This is a genomic window from Paenibacillus sp. EB106-06-01-XG199, assembly GCF_058791575.1.
In genome coordinates, this window is the sequence record NZ_JBYTDQ010000004.1 from 721,446 (window position 1) to 736,273 (window position 14,828).

Genomic DNA, 14,828 nt, shown 5'->3' on the forward strand with positions numbered 1-14,828 from the left:
AACATTCAATATTATAAATCCATTTCAGCAAAATGTAAAGACACCACTTTAAGAATTTTCTTCGTTTTCTTTAAGCCTGCGGTATCGGGCAAACTCGATATATTCCTTAATAAATTCTTGCTCATTCTGCGGCAATTCCTCACTTTGGCAATTCAATTGCCGTATTTGGCCAGAAAAATAATCCTCCCCGCCTTCGCGAAGAATCTCCGTTGTAGTTTTGCCCAGAATCAGCCAATCCAGACTCACATGAAAAAAAGCACCGATCTCGATCAGCTTATGTGTTCCGGGCGTCGACTTGCCCCGCTTCCAATCCCCCATGTTGCCGGTACTGATATTCAGCTGTTCGCAGAAGGACTTTTTTGTCAGTCCTTTTTGTTTGATCAAATATTCTATCCGTTCGTATATCGACGCCATCAGCAATCCGCCTTCCGCACTATTTAAATATACTTATTTACGTATTTTTTATTGTAAAATGACGTAAAAAAGTATATAATTAACTATTATTATTCCCATTCATTATATCACACGACTGGATAGTCGATAAGAGGTGAAGTGTTTTGAACAGTAAACGTCCTGTTACTCCTTTTGGCTGGGCAATCAAACAGCGGCTGACGGAAATGCACATGGATCAGAAGAAATTCTGCGAGCTGTACGGAATTCCGCCTTATCGCCTATCCAATCTGATTCACGGCACCCGCAGGGCCGAGCGCTACAGGCGCCAAGTCGCAGAGCTGCTTAACCTGCCTCCATCCTAGCTTTCCATCCTGCAAACTATCAAGGAGAGATAACCTTTGCCATTCAGCATATCCACTTCCCTCATCCGTTCCCTTAATGCTCTGCCGCATAATGCACTGGTTATCGACAGCCAGGGGATCATCCTGTTCACCAACGACTCCTGGAAGGAATACAACAACCACTATGGACTCTCCCCGCATGCCGATTGGACCGGCGCTGATGGTCTGGAGTTGTTCGAACAATCGATGTCGGTCCCTTCCCAGATCACTGCACTTAAGGAGGCGCTGCATCACATCCTTCGCGGCGAGTCTTTAATATCCAGTTCTGAGTTTATTCTACAGACTGCGGCCAAAGGCAGCAGAAGATTCCGTGTAGATGCCTTTCCGCTGATCCATGAGAATCCGGCAGCAAACCAGGCTATCATTCTCTCTCTGCAGGATGTTGGCCCTGTTGTCACAAGTCAGCCTGTTCAGCCTGTCCGAACGATCCAGCCGTTGCGTTTGCACCAGAAGAACGCCCAACCTCTTGTTCCTATCTGCGCCTCCTGCAAATCTATCCGCAACAGCAGCGAGGAGTGGGTGACCATTGAACGTTTCCTGCTGCAGCAGCTGTCTTTGCAATTCACCCATGATATTTGTCCGGATTGCATCCGTGAGCTGTACCCGAAATACGCCGCAGCTCTGAAGTGGTGATTCTTCCTGTGAATGCAAAGAAAAAAGCCCTTGAATATCAAGGACTTTCTCTCCTAAACATCGTATGCGGTAGAGAGGACTCGAACCTCCACGGGTATACACCCACTACCCCCTCAAGATAGCGTGTCTGCCATTCCACCACTACCGCATATATGACCCGTATGGGATTCGAACCCATGTTACCTCCGTGAAAGGGAGGTGTCTTAACCCCTTGACCAACGGGCCATGCTTGATAAGTTGTCTTTGTCACAACAAAAATGAGTATATCAAACCCAGGCTAATTTGACAAGAACTTTTCTCAAAAAAATAACGGACATTCACAGCTGCAGCAATCAGCCGTTCATCCCCGCTAAATCTCCGCCTTCCCGCAAAGACCCTCCAACTTTTCTGTATCGCCACACTCCTTGCACATTCAGTACCTGCGCCTGAACCTCTTACGGATTTACCTTTGTTTCGAAAGTTTGTGTGCCGGCAACGAATTTCAGAACGACAGCTGCTTTAACAGGGTCATGTGTTTCGTTGAGCGTGATTTTACCGGTAGCCAGCTGCAGATCTTTGGTCGCTGCCAAAGCATCTTTAATCTTGGCAGGATCGGCCTCACCTGCACGGGTAATGGCGTCAGCAACCAGCTTCAGGGAATCATAACCAAGAGCGGCCATCCCGTCCGGTACTGCGCCCCCATTGGCAGCTTTGTAGGCATCAACGAAGGATGTAACTTCAGTAGCGGTATCTTCCGCTGAGTAATGGTTGGACATATAAGTGTTGTCCAGAGCCTCTTTGCCGGCGATTTCAGCGAGTTGCGGAGAATCCCAGCCGTCGCCGCCGAGGAAGGGAACTGTAATGCCCATCTCGCGGGCTTGCTTTACGATTTTGCCGACTTCTTCATAGTAGCCCGGCAGATAGATTACATCCGGGTTTTGCTCTTTGATCCGTGTCAGCACGGCTTTGAAGTCGGAGTCTTTTTGCTGATAGGATTCCTGGCTCAGTACCTCTCCGCCCTTTTCCTTGAAGGTTTCTTCAAAGAACTTTTGCAGACCTTTGGAATAGTCACTCGACGTGTCTGTGTAAATTACAGCTGTTTTAGCTTTTAGCGAATCTACGGCAAAGTTAGCCATAACTTCTCCTTGGAAAGGATCGATAAAGGCCGTGCGAAACACCCATTCGTTTACTTTGCCACTGCGCTCATCCACCGTCACTTTAGGGTTGGTGGCACCTACAGATACCAGAGGTATTTTCTTCTCCGTAGCCACCGGGACGATCCCCAGCGTGTTGGTCGAGGTCGAAGCACCGATGATGGTAACAACCTTATCATTGGTAATCAGTTTTTGCGCAGCTTGCGTGGCTTCCTCGGATTTCGAGGCGTTATCGGCTACGATTAATTCCAGTTTCTTGCCGAGTATGCCGCCTGCGTCATTGATCTGCTGTACCGCCAGCTTCGCGCCTTTGGATACGGAATCGCCGAAAGAGGCCTGGCCGCCCGTGAGCTCAAGGTTCGCGCCGATTTTGATAGTGTCCCCGCCAGAGTTGCCGCCGCTTGCAGAGTTTCCGCTGTTCTCTGTGTTGTCGTTGCCGCAGCCCGATGCCAATACTGCAATCAGTACTGTTGACAAAATAATGGCCCCAATTTTCTTCATAGTTTCTCCCAGCCTCCCGGATAATAGAATTGTATATATGTTGTTTCTATGATGCCCTTAGTGAGGCTAACCTCTTAGTGCCCGAGATAGGCCATTTTGATTTCTTCGGAATCTGCCAATTCCTTGGCATCCCCTTCAAGAACAACCCTGCCCGTTTCCAGCACGTAGGCGCGGTGGGCGATTTTGAGCGCCTGATGCGCATTTTGCTCCACCAGCAGCACAGTAGTTCCGGCTTCGTTCACATCTTTAATAATCTTGAAAATATCCTGTACCAGCAGCGGCGCAAGCCCCATGGACGGCTCATCCAGCAGCAGCAGCTGGGGATGCCCCATAATGGCCCGCCCCATGGCAAGCATCTGCTGTTCGCCACCGGACAAAGTACCTGCCTGCTGCTTCTTGCGTTCACGAAGCCTCGGAAAGATGTCGTACACCTTCTCGAAATCAGCCGCCAGACTTCCGGGTTCCTGCAGGTAAGCGCCAAGCTCAAGGTTCTCTTCAACGGACATATTGGCGAACACGCGGCGTCCTTCAGGACAATGGATCAGGCCCTGTCTGACGATCGCCTGAACACTCTGGCTGGTTATTGATTTATCCAGAAATTCAATGCTGCCTGTTTTGGGTTTAAGCAGACCTGACAGAGTCTTCAGGAGCGTCGACTTGCCTGCACCATTGGCTCCGATCAGTGTTACAATTTCCCCTTGCCCGACATGGATGCTAAGATCCTTCAAAGCGTGAATGGCTCCATAATAAACATTGATCCCCTGTACTTTAAGCATTGCCATTACGCCTCCTGTCCCAAATACGCTTCGATAACCTTGGGATTATTCCGAATCTCCGCCGGAGTTCCGTCAGCAATCAGTATCCCGCGATCCAAGACATAAATCCGGTTACAGACGCCCATAACAAGCGACATGTCATGCTCGATCAGCAGAATGGTGAGGTCAAATTCCTCGCGGATCCAGGCAATCAGATTCATTAAGTCCCGCGTCTCATTCGGGTTCATACCCGCTGCCGGTTCATCCAGCAGCAGCAGCTTCGGCCCGGCCGCCAGCGCCCGGGCAATTTCCAGACGCCGCTGGTTACCATAGCTGAGATTGCTGGCAACCTCTTCATTCTGGTCCGCGAGATTGAATATTTTGAGAATATCCATCGCCTTCCGTGTAATTTCGTCCTCTCCCTTGAAATGCTTCGGCAGCCGCAGCATGGAGGTGAACAAGGAATGTCTGGCATGCTGGTGAAAGGCGATTTTGACATTCTCCAATACTGTCATGGCCGTAAACAGCCGGATATTCTGGAAGGTGCGCGCAGCGCCCTTATGGTTGATCTTGTAGGGCTTCATCCCGCCAATGGATTCATGGTTAAGAAGAATGCTGCCTGTAGAGGGCGGGTATACGCCGGTTAACAGGTTGAAAAGCGTCGTTTTGCCGGCACCATTCGGCCCAATCAGACCGATCAGTTCACCTTTGTTAATGTGAAGCGAAACTTCACTGAGCGCCTTAAGCCCTCCAAAGGAACGGCTGGCCTCTTTAACGTCAAGAAGCACTGCTGCCTGTGATGCTGTCATCTGCCTTCACCTCCTTTTTGCCAAGCTTGCCGAATGAAAATTTCGTTGTACCCAGCAGCCCGCTTGGACGGAATATCATCATCAGGATCAGAACGATCGAATAAATAATCATCCGCCATTCCGGGAATTCACGCAGATAGGTGTAGAGCAAGGTAACGAAGACAGCACCCACAATGGAGCCGGCTGTACTGCCGAGTCCTCCGAGAACAACCATAACGATAATCTCGAACGATTTCAGAAAGTTAAAGCTGCCCGGAGTAATCACGTAGAACGTATGCGCAGACAATCCGCCCGCTATACCGGCGAACAATGCTCCGATTGTAAAGGCAATAATCTTATAACGCGTCGTGTTAATCCCCATCGCCTCTGCGGCGATTTCATTCTCGCGGATGGCAAGGCAGGCCCGGCCATGTGTGGATCTTATAAAGTTATTGATCATAACCACTGTAATTAAGGTAAAGAGAAATAGCAGGGTCCAGGTCGTTTTGGCAGGGATGCCGCTGAGCCCGGAGGCACCGCCGACGAATTCCGTGTTCAGCATGATGATCCGGATAATCTCGCCGAACCCCAGTGTGGCGATGGCCAGATAGTCACCATTCAGCCGGAGGGTAGGCATTCCGATCAGGACCCCAAACACGGCAGCGAGCAAACCGCCGGCAATAATCGCCGGAACGAATGGAACGTTATAATCCAGTGTCAGAATCGCCGAAGTGTACGCACCTACAGACATAAAACCTGCATGACCGATGGAGAATTGTCCGGTAATCCCGGTAATGAGGTTAAGCGATACCGCCAGCATGATGTTGACACCGATCAAGAGAAGCATCGACCTTGTAACATCACTGAATATTTCCGTTGTTAGAAGAACTTGAACGACTCCATAAAACGCCAGGGCAACAATAATGCCCATCCAGAATTTTTTACTTGTCATCTTCACGCCGGTTCCCTCCTACACTTTCTCCCGGACATTCTTGCCGAACAGCCCGGATGGTTTAAAGATAAGGATCAGGATCAGTACTGCAAAAGCTACTCCATCACGCCAGGAGGAAAATCCGAGCGAAGAAATCTCCGTCTCTACCGTTCCCAGCAGCAATCCGCCAACAAGCGCCCCGGGAATACTTCCTATGCCTCCAAGCACTGCGGCTACAAATGCTTTAAGCCCTGGCATAACGCCCATTAGCGGATCGACAGAGTTGTAAGTCATGCCGAAAATCACTCCGGCAGCAGCGGCCAGCGCAGAACCGATAGCAAAGGTTGCCGAGATGGTGCGGTCTACGTTGATCCCCATCAAACGGGCCGCCTCCACATCGAACGATACCGCCCGCATCGCTTTACCGGTTTTGGTGTAACGTACGATATATTGCAAGAGAATCATAAGAATTATGGTTGTTAGAAGAATCATGACTTGATTGGATTCCACTTGAATGGATGTGCCGAACAACTGGTACTGTTTCTTATCCATTATGTCCGGGAAGCCTTTGGCCTGAGGCCCAAGAATAAGCACTCCGGTGTATTCCAGCAGGAACGATACGCCAATGGCCGTAATAAGTGCGGCTATCCGGGTCGATTTACGCAGCGGCTTGTAGGCGAAGCGTTCAATCGTGATGCCCAGCAGTGCGCTGATGGTCATCGAAATCATAAGTGACAAGATCAACACAAGCACAGGAGGGAGCCCTGCGTTCGCCAAGTATTTTGCGCTGTACAGTCCGATAAACGAACCGACCATAAACACATCCCCATGCGCAAAATTGATCAGCTTAATAATTCCGTACACCATGGTGTAACCAAGGGCGATTAGAGCGTAAATACTGCCTACGGAAATCCCGTTAATTAACTGCTGGATGAAGTACTCCATCGCCATCCCCTTCTCTCCATAATAATCAAAATTCTCCTTTCTACGCCTTACATTCTGTTCAATCCCTCAAGATGTCATTTATATTAACATACAGTTATTTCTCCGTCACTAATATATGAGTGGTTTTAATATAATTTTCGAAATTAAACGTTATATTTATTGACGTAACGAGTGAGTTATACGAAGTGTTTCATGCATTATTCGCAAAAAACGATGAAAAACGGAGTAAAGCAGAGGATTTTAAAGGTCGTTTGTTTTTATATATATTTCCTTTTCTGTTACAATTCTTTGTTTTTCCGTAAAAAATATAACATTTGTCTCTTTACAGCTTCAATCCTTCAATTTATTAAAGAGGTAACGGGTTGCAACAGTAGTCCAGCTGAAAAAGTATGAGATACAGCACCAAAAAAAGAGCCCCGCTCGGGAGCTCTTACTGTCTGAAAGTATCAATACGGAGAGAGAGGGATTCGAACCCTCGCACCGCTTACGCAGTCTAACCCCTTAGCAGAGGGTCCCCTTATAGCCACTTGGGTATCTCTCCAAGTAAATGGCTCCCCGAACAGGACTCGAACCTGTGACAACTCGATTAACAGTCGAGTGCTCTACCAACTGAGCTATCAGGGAACATTACATGAACAAGGATTAATTTATCATGATTTCGTGATCTAGTCAAGCGGACAAAAGCCACTCTGAGATCGTTTACAATCAGCTCATGTATCTGACGGGCCCAACACTATACACGAAGCTTAGATTTAGGCATCAACCTGAATCCATTCTCCATCCAGCGGAAGGTCAACACGGTCCAGCAGCCCCTCCTGCTGCAAGCGTGCTTTAAGCAAGTCACGTGTAACCAGGCAATGATTAATGGCATCCATATGGACGGCGATGACGGATGTTTCAGGGGCATAATGGCATAAATCAACGACATCCTGATCATTCATTGTAATATGCCCTCCCGTTATAAACCGTGCGCCTCCGGCATTGACAATGACCGCTTCCGGACTATACTCGTCCAAGGCTTGTTTGACCTCCGGACACCAGATGGTGTCTCCGGCCAGATACAGTACAGGCTCACCTTCAGCCTGAAAGACAAAACCGGATACCTTGCCCATCCACTCTCCGATCTCTCCTGTTCCATGCCGGCCTGCGGTTCGTGTCAGGGTCACCCCACGGAACGTTAATGCAGTGTTGTCTTCTACCACGGTGATATTGCCGAACCCTTGGGCAGCGATAGTCTCCTGATCCCCATCCTGGCATAACAGCGGGATCTCATGCGGCAAAAGTGACACCGCCGCCGCATCCCAGTGATCCTGATGCAGATGTGTAACCAGCACAGCATCCGGTGAAAGCCACTGCTGAACCGGGCCCGGCAAAGGAACGAGCGGATTTCTGCGGTCATTCTCCGTATTCACAATCGGCGGATTGGCTCCCTGTTCGCTGAGCATCGGGTCGATCAGGAAGGTAACACCGCCGTATTCCAGCCATAAGGCCGCATTGCGGATCAATTGAATTTTCATTCTAAACACCTCTTCTTTCCAGCTGTCTTCTGCTACAATTAATTATAAATGGACCTGCGTGCGGAATACATTGTGCCGTGAAAGAGATTGGCCTGTTCTATTTTCATCTGGAAAGGAATTTAACTTATGACCCCCTACCTCATCGACGATACGGATTACCGCATCCTTCAATATCTTATAGAAGACTCCACGCTCAGCCACAAGGACATCGGAGAATATGTTCATATGACGGGGCAGGCGGTAGGCGCACGAATCCGCAGAATGCGGGAACTGGAGATTATCGAAGGTTATACCGTCCGCTGGAATCCGCTCAAAATCGGACAAAGCATCCACGCCTTTATCACCGTGTTCTTAAGCTCCAACGCCGCCCATCCACCCTTTCAAAAGTTCGCCCAAAACCACAGCAGCGTAGTGGAACTGCACCGGGTCAGCGGGGAAGGCTGCTACTGGATGCGCGTTCGTACCGGGGATCAGGCGGAGCTGAATGGTTTTCTCGACGAACTGCTGGAGTATGGCAATTATCGGATTAATCTGGGCATGAAACAGCTCAAATAAACCGCAGATATCACCAGGTGGACAGCAGAATAGATGAGCAGCAGAATAGGTGAATAGCAAAAACAGCTGATTGGCAATAACGCCAAATAGCTGTTTTTTGCTGCATATTTTTCGAGAAATACCAGCCGCCCTCCGCTGAACATCAATTGAGTGACTCTGTGAAAGGTCTCTACCTCTACCCCTACCTCAATCTGCTGCATTCTATACAATAGATTTGCCTCTCAGCCGTCTGAATCGGCGTTCTGCTGTATTCTGTGCAATAGAATTTGCCCAGTCCCCCTGACTTTTTGCAGTAGAAAGCCTCTGGGCTCCCGTTATAACGAGGCTGTTATCCCTGTTCTGAGCTAGCCTCCAGCACACTACCGGAACATTGACAAAACACCTGCCGCGCAGGATAGTTAACTCATCCACCCGCTGCTTCGGCGACGGAACCACTCATTATCATTATTGGAGGCCAGCATGAATCATAAAATTGATCCGCCCAAAATCGCCGACCCGCTCTCTCTGCCAGTGCAGCAAGTGTTCTCCCTGGAGTCCAAGGAGGAGTTCAGCCTCTGCGCCATCAGCGATACCTTCATTGAATACCAGGAAGCGTCCAAGGTATCCTTCGATAAAGTGCTGTTCAAAAATGTCACGATTACCGAGTCCACACTCCGTGCTGTCGAGCTGACGGATGTGATCTTTGAAAACTGCGATCTGTCCAACGTCGATTTTAGCGAAGCCTTCATTCACCGGACTGAGTTCAAGCTGTGTAAAATGATCGGAACCGACTTTACCCGAGCAAGATTCCAGAATGTCCGTGTGACGGACTGCATAGGCGACTTCGCCAGCTTCCGGTTAGGAAACTTCAAACAAACGGCCTTCGAGAACAGTTCACTGAACAGCGCCGACTTCTATCAATCCAGCTTCAATAAAATGTCGTTCTCAGTCTGCAAAATCGATCAGGCGGTAATGGCAGGCTCCAAATTAAGAGATATCGACTTAAGCGACTGCGAATTCAGCGGCCTGAATGTGGATATTGAAGATCTGCCAGGCTGTATTATTTCCGCAGATCAGGCAGCTTCTTTTGCCGGGCTGCTGGGCCTCGTCATTAAGTAGACTGGCCATTACCTGCTTCTAGTGCTATCAGCTTCAACTTACCGGCACATTTGCCGCAGCGGTAGCGCTTCGGGTCAGCCTTGCGCTTGCGCGGATATTCCATGGCACAATCGGTGCACACGAGCTTATAACGGTAAGGCTGCGGCTTACGGGCCTTGGCCCCCGGCAGCGCTCCGCAGTAACGGCTTCCGCCGACCTGGGCCAGCAGGCTTTTGAAATCGGCATCCCGGTGCATATATCCCCGCTTCGCCAGATGCAGATGGTAGTGGCAGAGCTCGTGCTTGATGATCTTCTCCGTCTCTTCGCGCCCATACATCGCCAGCTGTTGCGGGTTAATCTCTATATTATGGCTTTTGGTAAAATATCGTCCGCCTGTTGTCGTAAGTCTGTTGTTAAAGCTTGCTTTGTGCCGGAATGGCACGCCAAAGCTGCCCAGCGACACCTGCTCGATCCACAGCTGCAGCTCTTCGTTACTCATAGTCGTCATAGCGTTTCTCACAGGTCCTCTCCACAGGAAATAAGATCTCTACTTGAATTGTAACTTGCCCATAGGCTAAACTGTCAAGAAGGAAGACAAGTCCGGAGGGAGAATGACGTATGCCGAAAATGCGGTATGTAATTTTGCAGCAGAAACAGGAATTGCAGTTTGTGGAAATGCCGGAGGAATATGCGTACCAGCTGAGCGCGCTTAATCTCCGCCTCAATAAAGAGATCGACAAGCTGACGGCGGACAATGTGCCGAATCTGCCCCTGGCCATCGCGGAATGTGATTCGCTGGATCTGCTGCGCGAGGGGTATACGCTGGAGTCGGGGCTTGCGTACATCAACCGGCTGGAGAGCGCTTTTTCCTCCATTCAGGAGAATAATTATCCGCTGATCTCGCTGCTGACGGAAATCCGTGCGCTGCAGGCACAGTTGGAACAGTGGTACGAAGAGGAAGAAGAAGGTATTCATTAAATTGTAGCCTTCGCCGCACCTTTGGGCACTCCTTCCCATATGCTGTACATAGGAAGCATGCCAGAGGAGGGGTACACTTGCCACAGTGGCTCTGCCATCAGCTCATGAAGGCTTATTTCAAAAAGGACCGCCGTCAGATCAAGCTGCTGAACGAATGCTGGTTTTTTTACCGCAATTCCGCCGAATCCCGTGATTCTGTACCTAGAGAAGTATAGAGTTATATTGCAGTCCAGGTGTGAAGATCAAAAGCCACGATTACCGTCAGGTAGCCGTGGCTTTTGATTTGTGAAGATCCTCAGGCGCTTACATTTACCGCAAGCACACTGCTTCATCCGTCTATGATTTTAGAACATCGGAAAAACGTATCTCACCAGGAAGAACAGGATTCCGAATATGATAATAATATACGCCGCGTATTTAATAAAGGTGGATGCGACAACGCTGGAATCCGATTTCTTGTGTATAGCGCCCATTAACCCCGGCTTTTCCTGCTTGAAACAAATAGCCGCATCCCCACAAGGCCAGGTTTTACCCGGACAGCGGAGATGCGGCTTCATTATTGCATGTTAAATAATCAGTTAAAACTGCGGTGGGAAGGCCAGGAGCCTTGCAGCTTGCGGACCAGCACAATCTGTCCGGTGTGGTAGGAATCATGTAAAATCAGGCTCATCACTTCTTCACCCGGAGCATGGCCCGAGCCGCCCCAGTCGTAGATGCCTTCTTCCAGCGCTTCAATCACTTCCCGCAGTGAGGCATGGATGGTCTTCAGCTTGGCAACTGCCTGTTCCCACGCTTCTTCCCCGCTTGCTGTTACGGTAAACGTGGCGTCGTTGCTTCCTGCATCCGGCAGCTGCGGCAGGCCTTTGAGCTTATTAAGCAAACGTTCCTTGTAGTACGTCAGATGGTTGACCGTCTCCCAGATGGAGTTGCCCGCTTCGCCCGGCTTCCAGCTGGCCTGAATGCTATCCACACCCTGCAGCGCATCACTTAGCGGCGGCGCCCAATCCTCGACATCCATGGCATAATCCCAATTTTGCAGCAAAACATCGCTAATCTTATTCTGCATGTTTTACCTCCTAAAAGTATTGTGAGCAATGTAACCACTCAAAGCTCCGATAACCGTTACACAAGAAATGTAGCATATTCAAGCGGAGGATTCAAGTAACTAGCAAAAGTAATTTTTAACTGTTACAATCAAGGGAAAGAGAAGGCTGCGGAAGGATGGATGAACCGTGCTGTGGGAGGATTTCATTAACAGCTATTGGCGGGATTGGCGGACAGGCGACCGCAGCAAGGACCGGGACAGGCTGGAGGATCAGGAATGGCTGGAGAAGTGGCTGGAGCAGCAATCGTTGCAGGTAACATCGCCGCTGGAGCCTGATGAACTGGAGCAATTGAAGCAGCTGCGCGGCCTGTTGTGGAGCGAAGTGCAGAAGCTCGTGCAAGGCAATAGCACAGATCCCAAGCTGCTGGAGCAACTGAATATGTATATGGGCAAAGGGCCAGCGATTAGACAAGTAGTCTGGAAGCCGGACGGCCGGGCGGAGCTCTCTCTTCTGCCGCAACGCACCGACTGGGAACAGGTTATGGCCGAGATTGCCGCTTCTTTTGCTGCTGCCCTGCTGGAGAAGGAAATCTCCCGTTTCCGCATCTGCGACAATCCTGACTGCCTCTGGGTCTACTACGACGATACCCGCAACCGCTCCAAGCGCTACTGCGACGACAAGCTCTGCGGCAATCTGATGAAGGTGCGCCGCTTCCGGGCACGAAAAAAAGCAGAGGAGGCCGGGGATACCGGGGACCATGTTAAATGATAGGAGGATGGTCACCAGATCGAATCCACTTCAATCATACTTAAACCAATAATCCCATGATAGAGAATAAAGAAAGTAGCCGCCTGAAAAGGCACACATAAACAAGTTAAATCTAGCCTAAAAAGTTTGCTGAAGTGACCATGCGTATAGGGGGCTACGCGCTATTTGGGCAAACCATGTTGGAGTATTTGGATTTCGATTTACGCTTCCCGTAGGGAGCGACGGTTATGCGCGCGTCGTTGCATTCAAGCCAAACGTGTTTCAATCCACGCTCCCGGGGGGAGCGACGCTCTTTTGCGATCTTACGGGGATAGATTTGATAGTTTCAATCCACGCTTCCGCACGGGGAGCGACATAAGCTTTGCCGTGGAGTATGACTTGATCGGGATGTTTCAATCCACGCTCCCGCACGGGGAGCGACGCGACTGGGGATTTGACCCATTGTTCCACATTCCTGTTTCAATCCACGCTCCCGCACGGGGAGCGACATAACTTGGCAGCAACCGAAGCGTTGATTCTCGATAAGTTTCAATCCACGCTCCCGCACGGGGAGCGACGCTCTAACGGTAGAAGACGCAACAACGTATATCAACGCGTTTCAATCCACGCTCCCGCACGGGGAGCGACCCGCCTGGACAGCGATGCACCTGATCGGCGGGATGTTTCAATCCACGCTCCCGCACGGGGAGCGACAGTTCACCCGAAAACCCTTACTACGTAAGGGTTCAAACAGCTAAAAGTGCGAACCACTCAAAATATAGATACTTCATCACAAGTATATTCTGCAAAATTTACGAATTACCTTCTGTCATCAAGGGTGCGATTCTCCCAGAGATTCCATGTGCGCTTCAGGTTCGCACTTTTCAGACTAGGGAACACCTTTTCAAAAACTTAAAATAACTTATTTTATAAATCAGAGAAGAATTGATTTAAGAAGAGGACCATGCTAAGACAGGAAATGGATTGTACGAGGGTACAAAACGAAGACATACAAAAAAACTGACGCTTCATTCTTCAATTTCTATAATTCCTTTTTCTTTTTCGAACTGTTCTATTTGTTGTTCGATTAGATACTCTATCTGCATAGCAATGGACCGCTTGTTTCGGTCTGCGATATATTTGATTTTACTGAAATTTTCATCCTTTAACCGTAAAGTAAACACTCTTTTATCCGTAGCCATATATTTATTACTCCCTAAAAGTGATGTCATTATTGTATCATTGTGAAATTCGCACTCATACATTCACATTGACACCTAAGTGATGTCACTATATAATTAAATATATACATTCCATTTCATTTTTTTGTCGGAGGAACAATCATGGCTGATATAGAGCACGCTTTTAATCAATTTCTATCCATACGTATGGACTACATCGATAAGTCAATTTTGTCTCAGTCCGATGAATATAAGCACCTAATTGGTGATTGCAACCGGATTTTTTTAGATTTACTAACCAAGTTGCCTGATGATTGTAAAGATACTCTTCAAAATTATGATACAGCCACCACCCTCCTTCAAGGGATTGCAGAAGTATTAATGTACAAACAAGGATTACATGATGGCATTAGTCTTAATCGACTTTCAGCCGATACCTAGTTTTATAGCGTGTTATTTTCTTTTTCAAGATACCACAGTACTTAATATCAATCCTGCATGGGGAAATACACTCCTCCTAATAATTCATATAAAAGCACTCAGTTTTCATCAGTTTTTTGTCTAATCTTTATCTGTGTCCTTACCTTATCCTAACCTTATCCTTATCCGTTTCCTCGTCCTAATGCTCTTCCTTCACTCTGTCCTGCTCCAGCTCCGCCTCAATCTCCTGATCGCTGACATACTCATCGCCGGCTGTAAGGCCAAGCTTCTCCTTGATTTTCTGCATGTCGTCATGAATTTCTTTCGTTCTGACGTGTATGCTCAGCAATAAACCAAACCCTACTGCAAACAATACCAGTATCCCGTATGGGCCCAAAAAAATGGTTAATACCACAGCAGCCAAAATCGCGAGTATCGTTCCAACTATCATCATGTTCAGCTATCCCCTTCAGGTTCATTTCGGCTCTGCCTGTTTTCCACTTCAACCTCCCGTTCAATCATATTTATTCACCCTGAACTTTGTTTATTTATGGGAATTTTAACATTGGTTTCTCAACTCAGCAACGCAGATTTTCCTATACTCAAAAAACATCAGCTATTGCGTCAATAATCAGGACCACCCGTCCAACGGGTGGTTTGCTCTAGGGGTATAACCCCTTGTTGCCAAACTGCGCCTAAAGACGCTAGCCTGACCACACATTTGTTCAGGCTCAGTGTAATTTGTCATCTTCACTTACCCGTTAAACGGGCTTATTTCTTTTTGTTTCTTTTGTCACTGAATGGGTCTTCGTATTCTTTTACACTCA

The 14,828-nt window shown here is 48.6% G+C and carries 19 protein-coding genes, 4 tRNA genes and 1 CRISPR repeat array; of the genes, 8 read left to right on the forward strand and 15 right to left on the reverse strand.

Translation table 11 applies throughout. From position 1 onward, the window contains the following. Positions 1-48: 48 nt before the first annotated feature. A complete protein-coding gene (locus tag AC3WT9_RS18350; RefSeq protein ID WP_341377557.1) occupies positions 49-414 on the reverse strand; it encodes a helix-turn-helix domain-containing protein in 366 nt (121 codons plus the stop codon). Positions 415-557: 143 nt separating this feature from the next. Here AC3WT9_RS18350 and AC3WT9_RS18355 point away from each other — a divergent pair, with 143 nt between their 5' ends. Further along, positions 558-755, forward strand: a complete 198-nt coding sequence (locus AC3WT9_RS18355) for a transcriptional regulator (RefSeq protein ID WP_038587016.1) — start codon at positions 558-560, stop codon at positions 753-755. Between the two features lie 36 nt (positions 756-791). Continuing rightward, positions 792-1,427, forward strand: a complete 636-nt coding sequence (locus tag AC3WT9_RS18360) for a nitrogen regulation protein NR(II) (protein WP_341090416.1) — start codon at positions 792-794, stop codon at positions 1,425-1,427. A 65-nt stretch (positions 1,428-1,492) separates the two neighbouring features. Here the strand turns inward: AC3WT9_RS18360 and AC3WT9_RS18365 are convergent. The 10 genes from AC3WT9_RS18365 to AC3WT9_RS18410 all read right to left on the reverse strand — a co-directional run bounded on the left by AC3WT9_RS18365 (position 1,493) and on the right by AC3WT9_RS18410 (position 7,997). After that, positions 1,493-1,575, reverse strand: a tRNA-Leu gene (locus AC3WT9_RS18365). A 5-nt stretch (positions 1,576-1,580) separates the two neighbouring features. After that, positions 1,581-1,652 (reverse strand) — tRNA-Glu (locus AC3WT9_RS18370). 209 nt (positions 1,653-1,861) lie between these two features. After that, complete coding sequence (locus AC3WT9_RS18375) at positions 1,862-3,061, reverse strand: ABC transporter substrate-binding protein (protein WP_341377556.1); 1,200 nt, start codon at positions 3,059-3,061, stop codon at positions 1,862-1,864. 74 nt (positions 3,062-3,135) lie between these two features. Continuing rightward, positions 3,136-3,837: an ABC transporter ATP-binding protein gene (locus AC3WT9_RS18380; protein WP_341377555.1), complete on the reverse strand. Its 702-nt coding sequence runs from the start codon at positions 3,835-3,837 to the stop codon at positions 3,136-3,138. A gap of 5 nt (positions 3,838-3,842) precedes the next feature. Then, on the reverse strand, positions 3,843-4,625 hold the full coding sequence (locus tag AC3WT9_RS18385) for an ABC transporter ATP-binding protein (RefSeq protein ID WP_341090409.1): 783 nt from the start codon (positions 4,623-4,625) through the stop codon (positions 3,843-3,845). Continuing rightward, positions 4,594-5,556: a branched-chain amino acid ABC transporter permease gene (locus tag AC3WT9_RS18390; protein ID WP_341380331.1), complete on the reverse strand. Its 963-nt coding sequence runs from the start codon at positions 5,554-5,556 to the stop codon at positions 4,594-4,596. The genes AC3WT9_RS18385 and AC3WT9_RS18390 overlap by 32 nt, the downstream gene beginning before the upstream one ends. An 18-nt stretch (positions 5,557-5,574) precedes the next feature. Continuing rightward, a complete protein-coding gene (locus AC3WT9_RS18395) occupies positions 5,575-6,480 on the reverse strand; it encodes a branched-chain amino acid ABC transporter permease (RefSeq protein WP_341097576.1) in 906 nt (301 codons plus the stop codon). 452 nt (positions 6,481-6,932) lie between these two features. After that, positions 6,933-7,021, reverse strand: a tRNA-Ser gene (locus AC3WT9_RS18400). A gap of 7 nt (positions 7,022-7,028) precedes the next feature. Beyond that, positions 7,029-7,104: transfer RNA gene (locus AC3WT9_RS18405), tRNA-Asn, on the reverse strand. A 128-nt stretch (positions 7,105-7,232) separates the two neighbouring features. Next, on the reverse strand, positions 7,233-7,997 hold the full coding sequence (locus AC3WT9_RS18410; protein WP_341377554.1) for an MBL fold metallo-hydrolase: 765 nt from the start codon (positions 7,995-7,997) through the stop codon (positions 7,233-7,235). Between the two features lie 126 nt (positions 7,998-8,123). Between AC3WT9_RS18410 and AC3WT9_RS18415 the strand changes: the two genes are divergently transcribed. Then, positions 8,124-8,552: an Lrp/AsnC family transcriptional regulator gene (locus tag AC3WT9_RS18415; protein WP_341377553.1), complete on the forward strand. Its 429-nt coding sequence runs from the start codon at positions 8,124-8,126 to the stop codon at positions 8,550-8,552. Positions 8,553-9,011: 459 nt separating this feature from the next. Next, on the forward strand, positions 9,012-9,650 hold the full coding sequence (locus AC3WT9_RS18420) for a pentapeptide repeat-containing protein (RefSeq protein ID WP_341377552.1): 639 nt from the start codon (positions 9,012-9,014) through the stop codon (positions 9,648-9,650). Here AC3WT9_RS18420 and AC3WT9_RS18425 read toward each other — a convergent pair. After that, complete coding sequence (locus tag AC3WT9_RS18425) at positions 9,643-10,128, reverse strand: SprT family protein (RefSeq protein ID WP_341380330.1); 486 nt, start codon at positions 10,126-10,128, stop codon at positions 9,643-9,645. The two genes, AC3WT9_RS18420 and AC3WT9_RS18425, sit on opposite strands and share 8 nt — an antisense overlap. Before the next feature lie 119 nt (positions 10,129-10,247). On the opposite strand from AC3WT9_RS18425, the gene AC3WT9_RS18430 reads away from it, so the two are divergent. Further along, positions 10,248-10,607 (forward strand): hypothetical protein, encoded by a 360-nt coding sequence (locus AC3WT9_RS18430; RefSeq protein ID WP_038586996.1) that lies wholly within the window; start codon positions 10,248-10,250, stop codon positions 10,605-10,607. 77 nt (positions 10,608-10,684) lie between these two features. Then, the gene (gene cmpA, locus AC3WT9_RS18435; protein WP_144024341.1) at positions 10,685-10,822 is read left to right on the forward strand and encodes a cortex morphogenetic protein CmpA; all 138 of its coding nucleotides are present in this window, start codon (positions 10,685-10,687) and stop codon (positions 10,820-10,822) included. A gap of 359 nt (positions 10,823-11,181) precedes the next feature. On the opposite strand, the gene AC3WT9_RS18440 is transcribed toward cmpA, so the two are convergent. Then, positions 11,182-11,673 (reverse strand): DinB family protein, encoded by a 492-nt coding sequence (locus AC3WT9_RS18440; RefSeq protein WP_341377551.1) that lies wholly within the window; start codon positions 11,671-11,673, stop codon positions 11,182-11,184. A gap of 166 nt (positions 11,674-11,839) precedes the next feature. On the opposite strand from AC3WT9_RS18440, the gene AC3WT9_RS18445 reads away from it, so the two are divergent. Continuing rightward, the gene (locus tag AC3WT9_RS18445; RefSeq protein WP_341377549.1) at positions 11,840-12,421 is read left to right on the forward strand and encodes a CGNR zinc finger domain-containing protein; all 582 of its coding nucleotides are present in this window, start codon (positions 11,840-11,842) and stop codon (positions 12,419-12,421) included. 322 nt (positions 12,422-12,743) lie between these two features. Beyond that, positions 12,744-13,114: a CRISPR direct-repeat array (repeat unit 32 nt; unit sequence GTTTCAATCCACGCTCCCGCACGGGGAGCGAC). A 314-nt stretch (positions 13,115-13,428) separates the two neighbouring features. Here AC3WT9_RS18445 and AC3WT9_RS18450 read toward each other — a convergent pair. Beyond that, positions 13,429-13,602, reverse strand: a complete 174-nt coding sequence (locus AC3WT9_RS18450; RefSeq protein ID WP_038598778.1) for a hypothetical protein — start codon at positions 13,600-13,602, stop codon at positions 13,429-13,431. A gap of 141 nt (positions 13,603-13,743) precedes the next feature. Here AC3WT9_RS18450 and AC3WT9_RS18455 point away from each other — a divergent pair, with 141 nt between their 5' ends. Continuing rightward, positions 13,744-14,022 carry a hypothetical protein gene (locus tag AC3WT9_RS18455; protein WP_341090394.1) on the forward strand — a complete coding sequence of 93 codons (279 nt, stop codon included), beginning with the start codon at positions 13,744-13,746 and terminating at the stop codon, positions 14,020-14,022. 178 nt (positions 14,023-14,200) lie between these two features. Here the strand turns inward: AC3WT9_RS18455 and AC3WT9_RS18460 are convergent, their stop codons facing one another. Next, positions 14,201-14,455, reverse strand: coding sequence for a hypothetical protein (locus tag AC3WT9_RS18460; RefSeq protein WP_341090392.1), 255 nt, complete (start codon positions 14,453-14,455; stop codon positions 14,201-14,203). Positions 14,456-14,828 lie beyond the last annotated feature (373 nt).

Bases quoted from the DNA above. Each gene is read 5' to 3' on its own strand.
- AC3WT9_RS18350 (WP_341377557.1), bottom strand. From the start codon at position 414: ATGGCGTCGATATACGAACGGATAGAATATTTGATCAAACAAAAAGGA.
- AC3WT9_RS18375 (WP_341377556.1), bottom strand. From the start codon at position 3,061: ATGAAGAAAATTGGGGCCATTATTTTGTCAACAGTACTGATTGCAGTA.
- AC3WT9_RS18380 (WP_341377555.1), bottom strand. From the start codon at position 3,837: ATGCTTAAAGTACAGGGGATCAATGTTTATTATGGAGCCATTCACGCT.
- AC3WT9_RS18385 (WP_341090409.1), bottom strand. From the start codon at position 4,625: ATGACAGCATCACAGGCAGCAGTGCTTCTTGACGTTAAAGAGGCCAGC.
- AC3WT9_RS18390 (WP_341380331.1), bottom strand. From the start codon at position 5,556: ATGACAAGTAAAAAATTCTGGATGGGCATTATTGTTGCCCTGGCGTTT.
- AC3WT9_RS18395 (WP_341097576.1), bottom strand. From the start codon at position 6,480: ATGGAGTACTTCATCCAGCAGTTAATTAACGGGATTTCCGTAGGCAGT.
- AC3WT9_RS18410 (WP_341377554.1), bottom strand. From the start codon at position 7,997: ATGAAAATTCAATTGATCCGCAATGCGGCCTTATGGCTGGAATACGGC.
- AC3WT9_RS18415 (WP_341377553.1), top strand. From the start codon at position 8,124: ATGACCCCCTACCTCATCGACGATACGGATTACCGCATCCTTCAATAT.
- AC3WT9_RS18420 (WP_341377552.1), top strand. From the start codon at position 9,012: ATGAATCATAAAATTGATCCGCCCAAAATCGCCGACCCGCTCTCTCTG.
- AC3WT9_RS18425 (WP_341380330.1), bottom strand. From the start codon at position 10,128: ATGAGTAACGAAGAGCTGCAGCTGTGGATCGAGCAGGTGTCGCTGGGC.
- AC3WT9_RS18430 (WP_038586996.1), top strand. From the start codon at position 10,248: ATGCCGAAAATGCGGTATGTAATTTTGCAGCAGAAACAGGAATTGCAG.
- AC3WT9_RS18440 (WP_341377551.1), bottom strand. From the start codon at position 11,673: ATGCAGAATAAGATTAGCGATGTTTTGCTGCAAAATTGGGATTATGCC.
- AC3WT9_RS18450 (WP_038598778.1), bottom strand. From the start codon at position 13,602: ATGGCTACGGATAAAAGAGTGTTTACTTTACGGTTAAAGGATGAAAAT.
- AC3WT9_RS18455 (WP_341090394.1), top strand. From the start codon at position 13,744: ATGGCTGATATAGAGCACGCTTTTAATCAATTTCTATCCATACGTATG.
- AC3WT9_RS18460 (WP_341090392.1), bottom strand. From the start codon at position 14,455: ATGATGATAGTTGGAACGATACTCGCGATTTTGGCTGCTGTGGTATTA.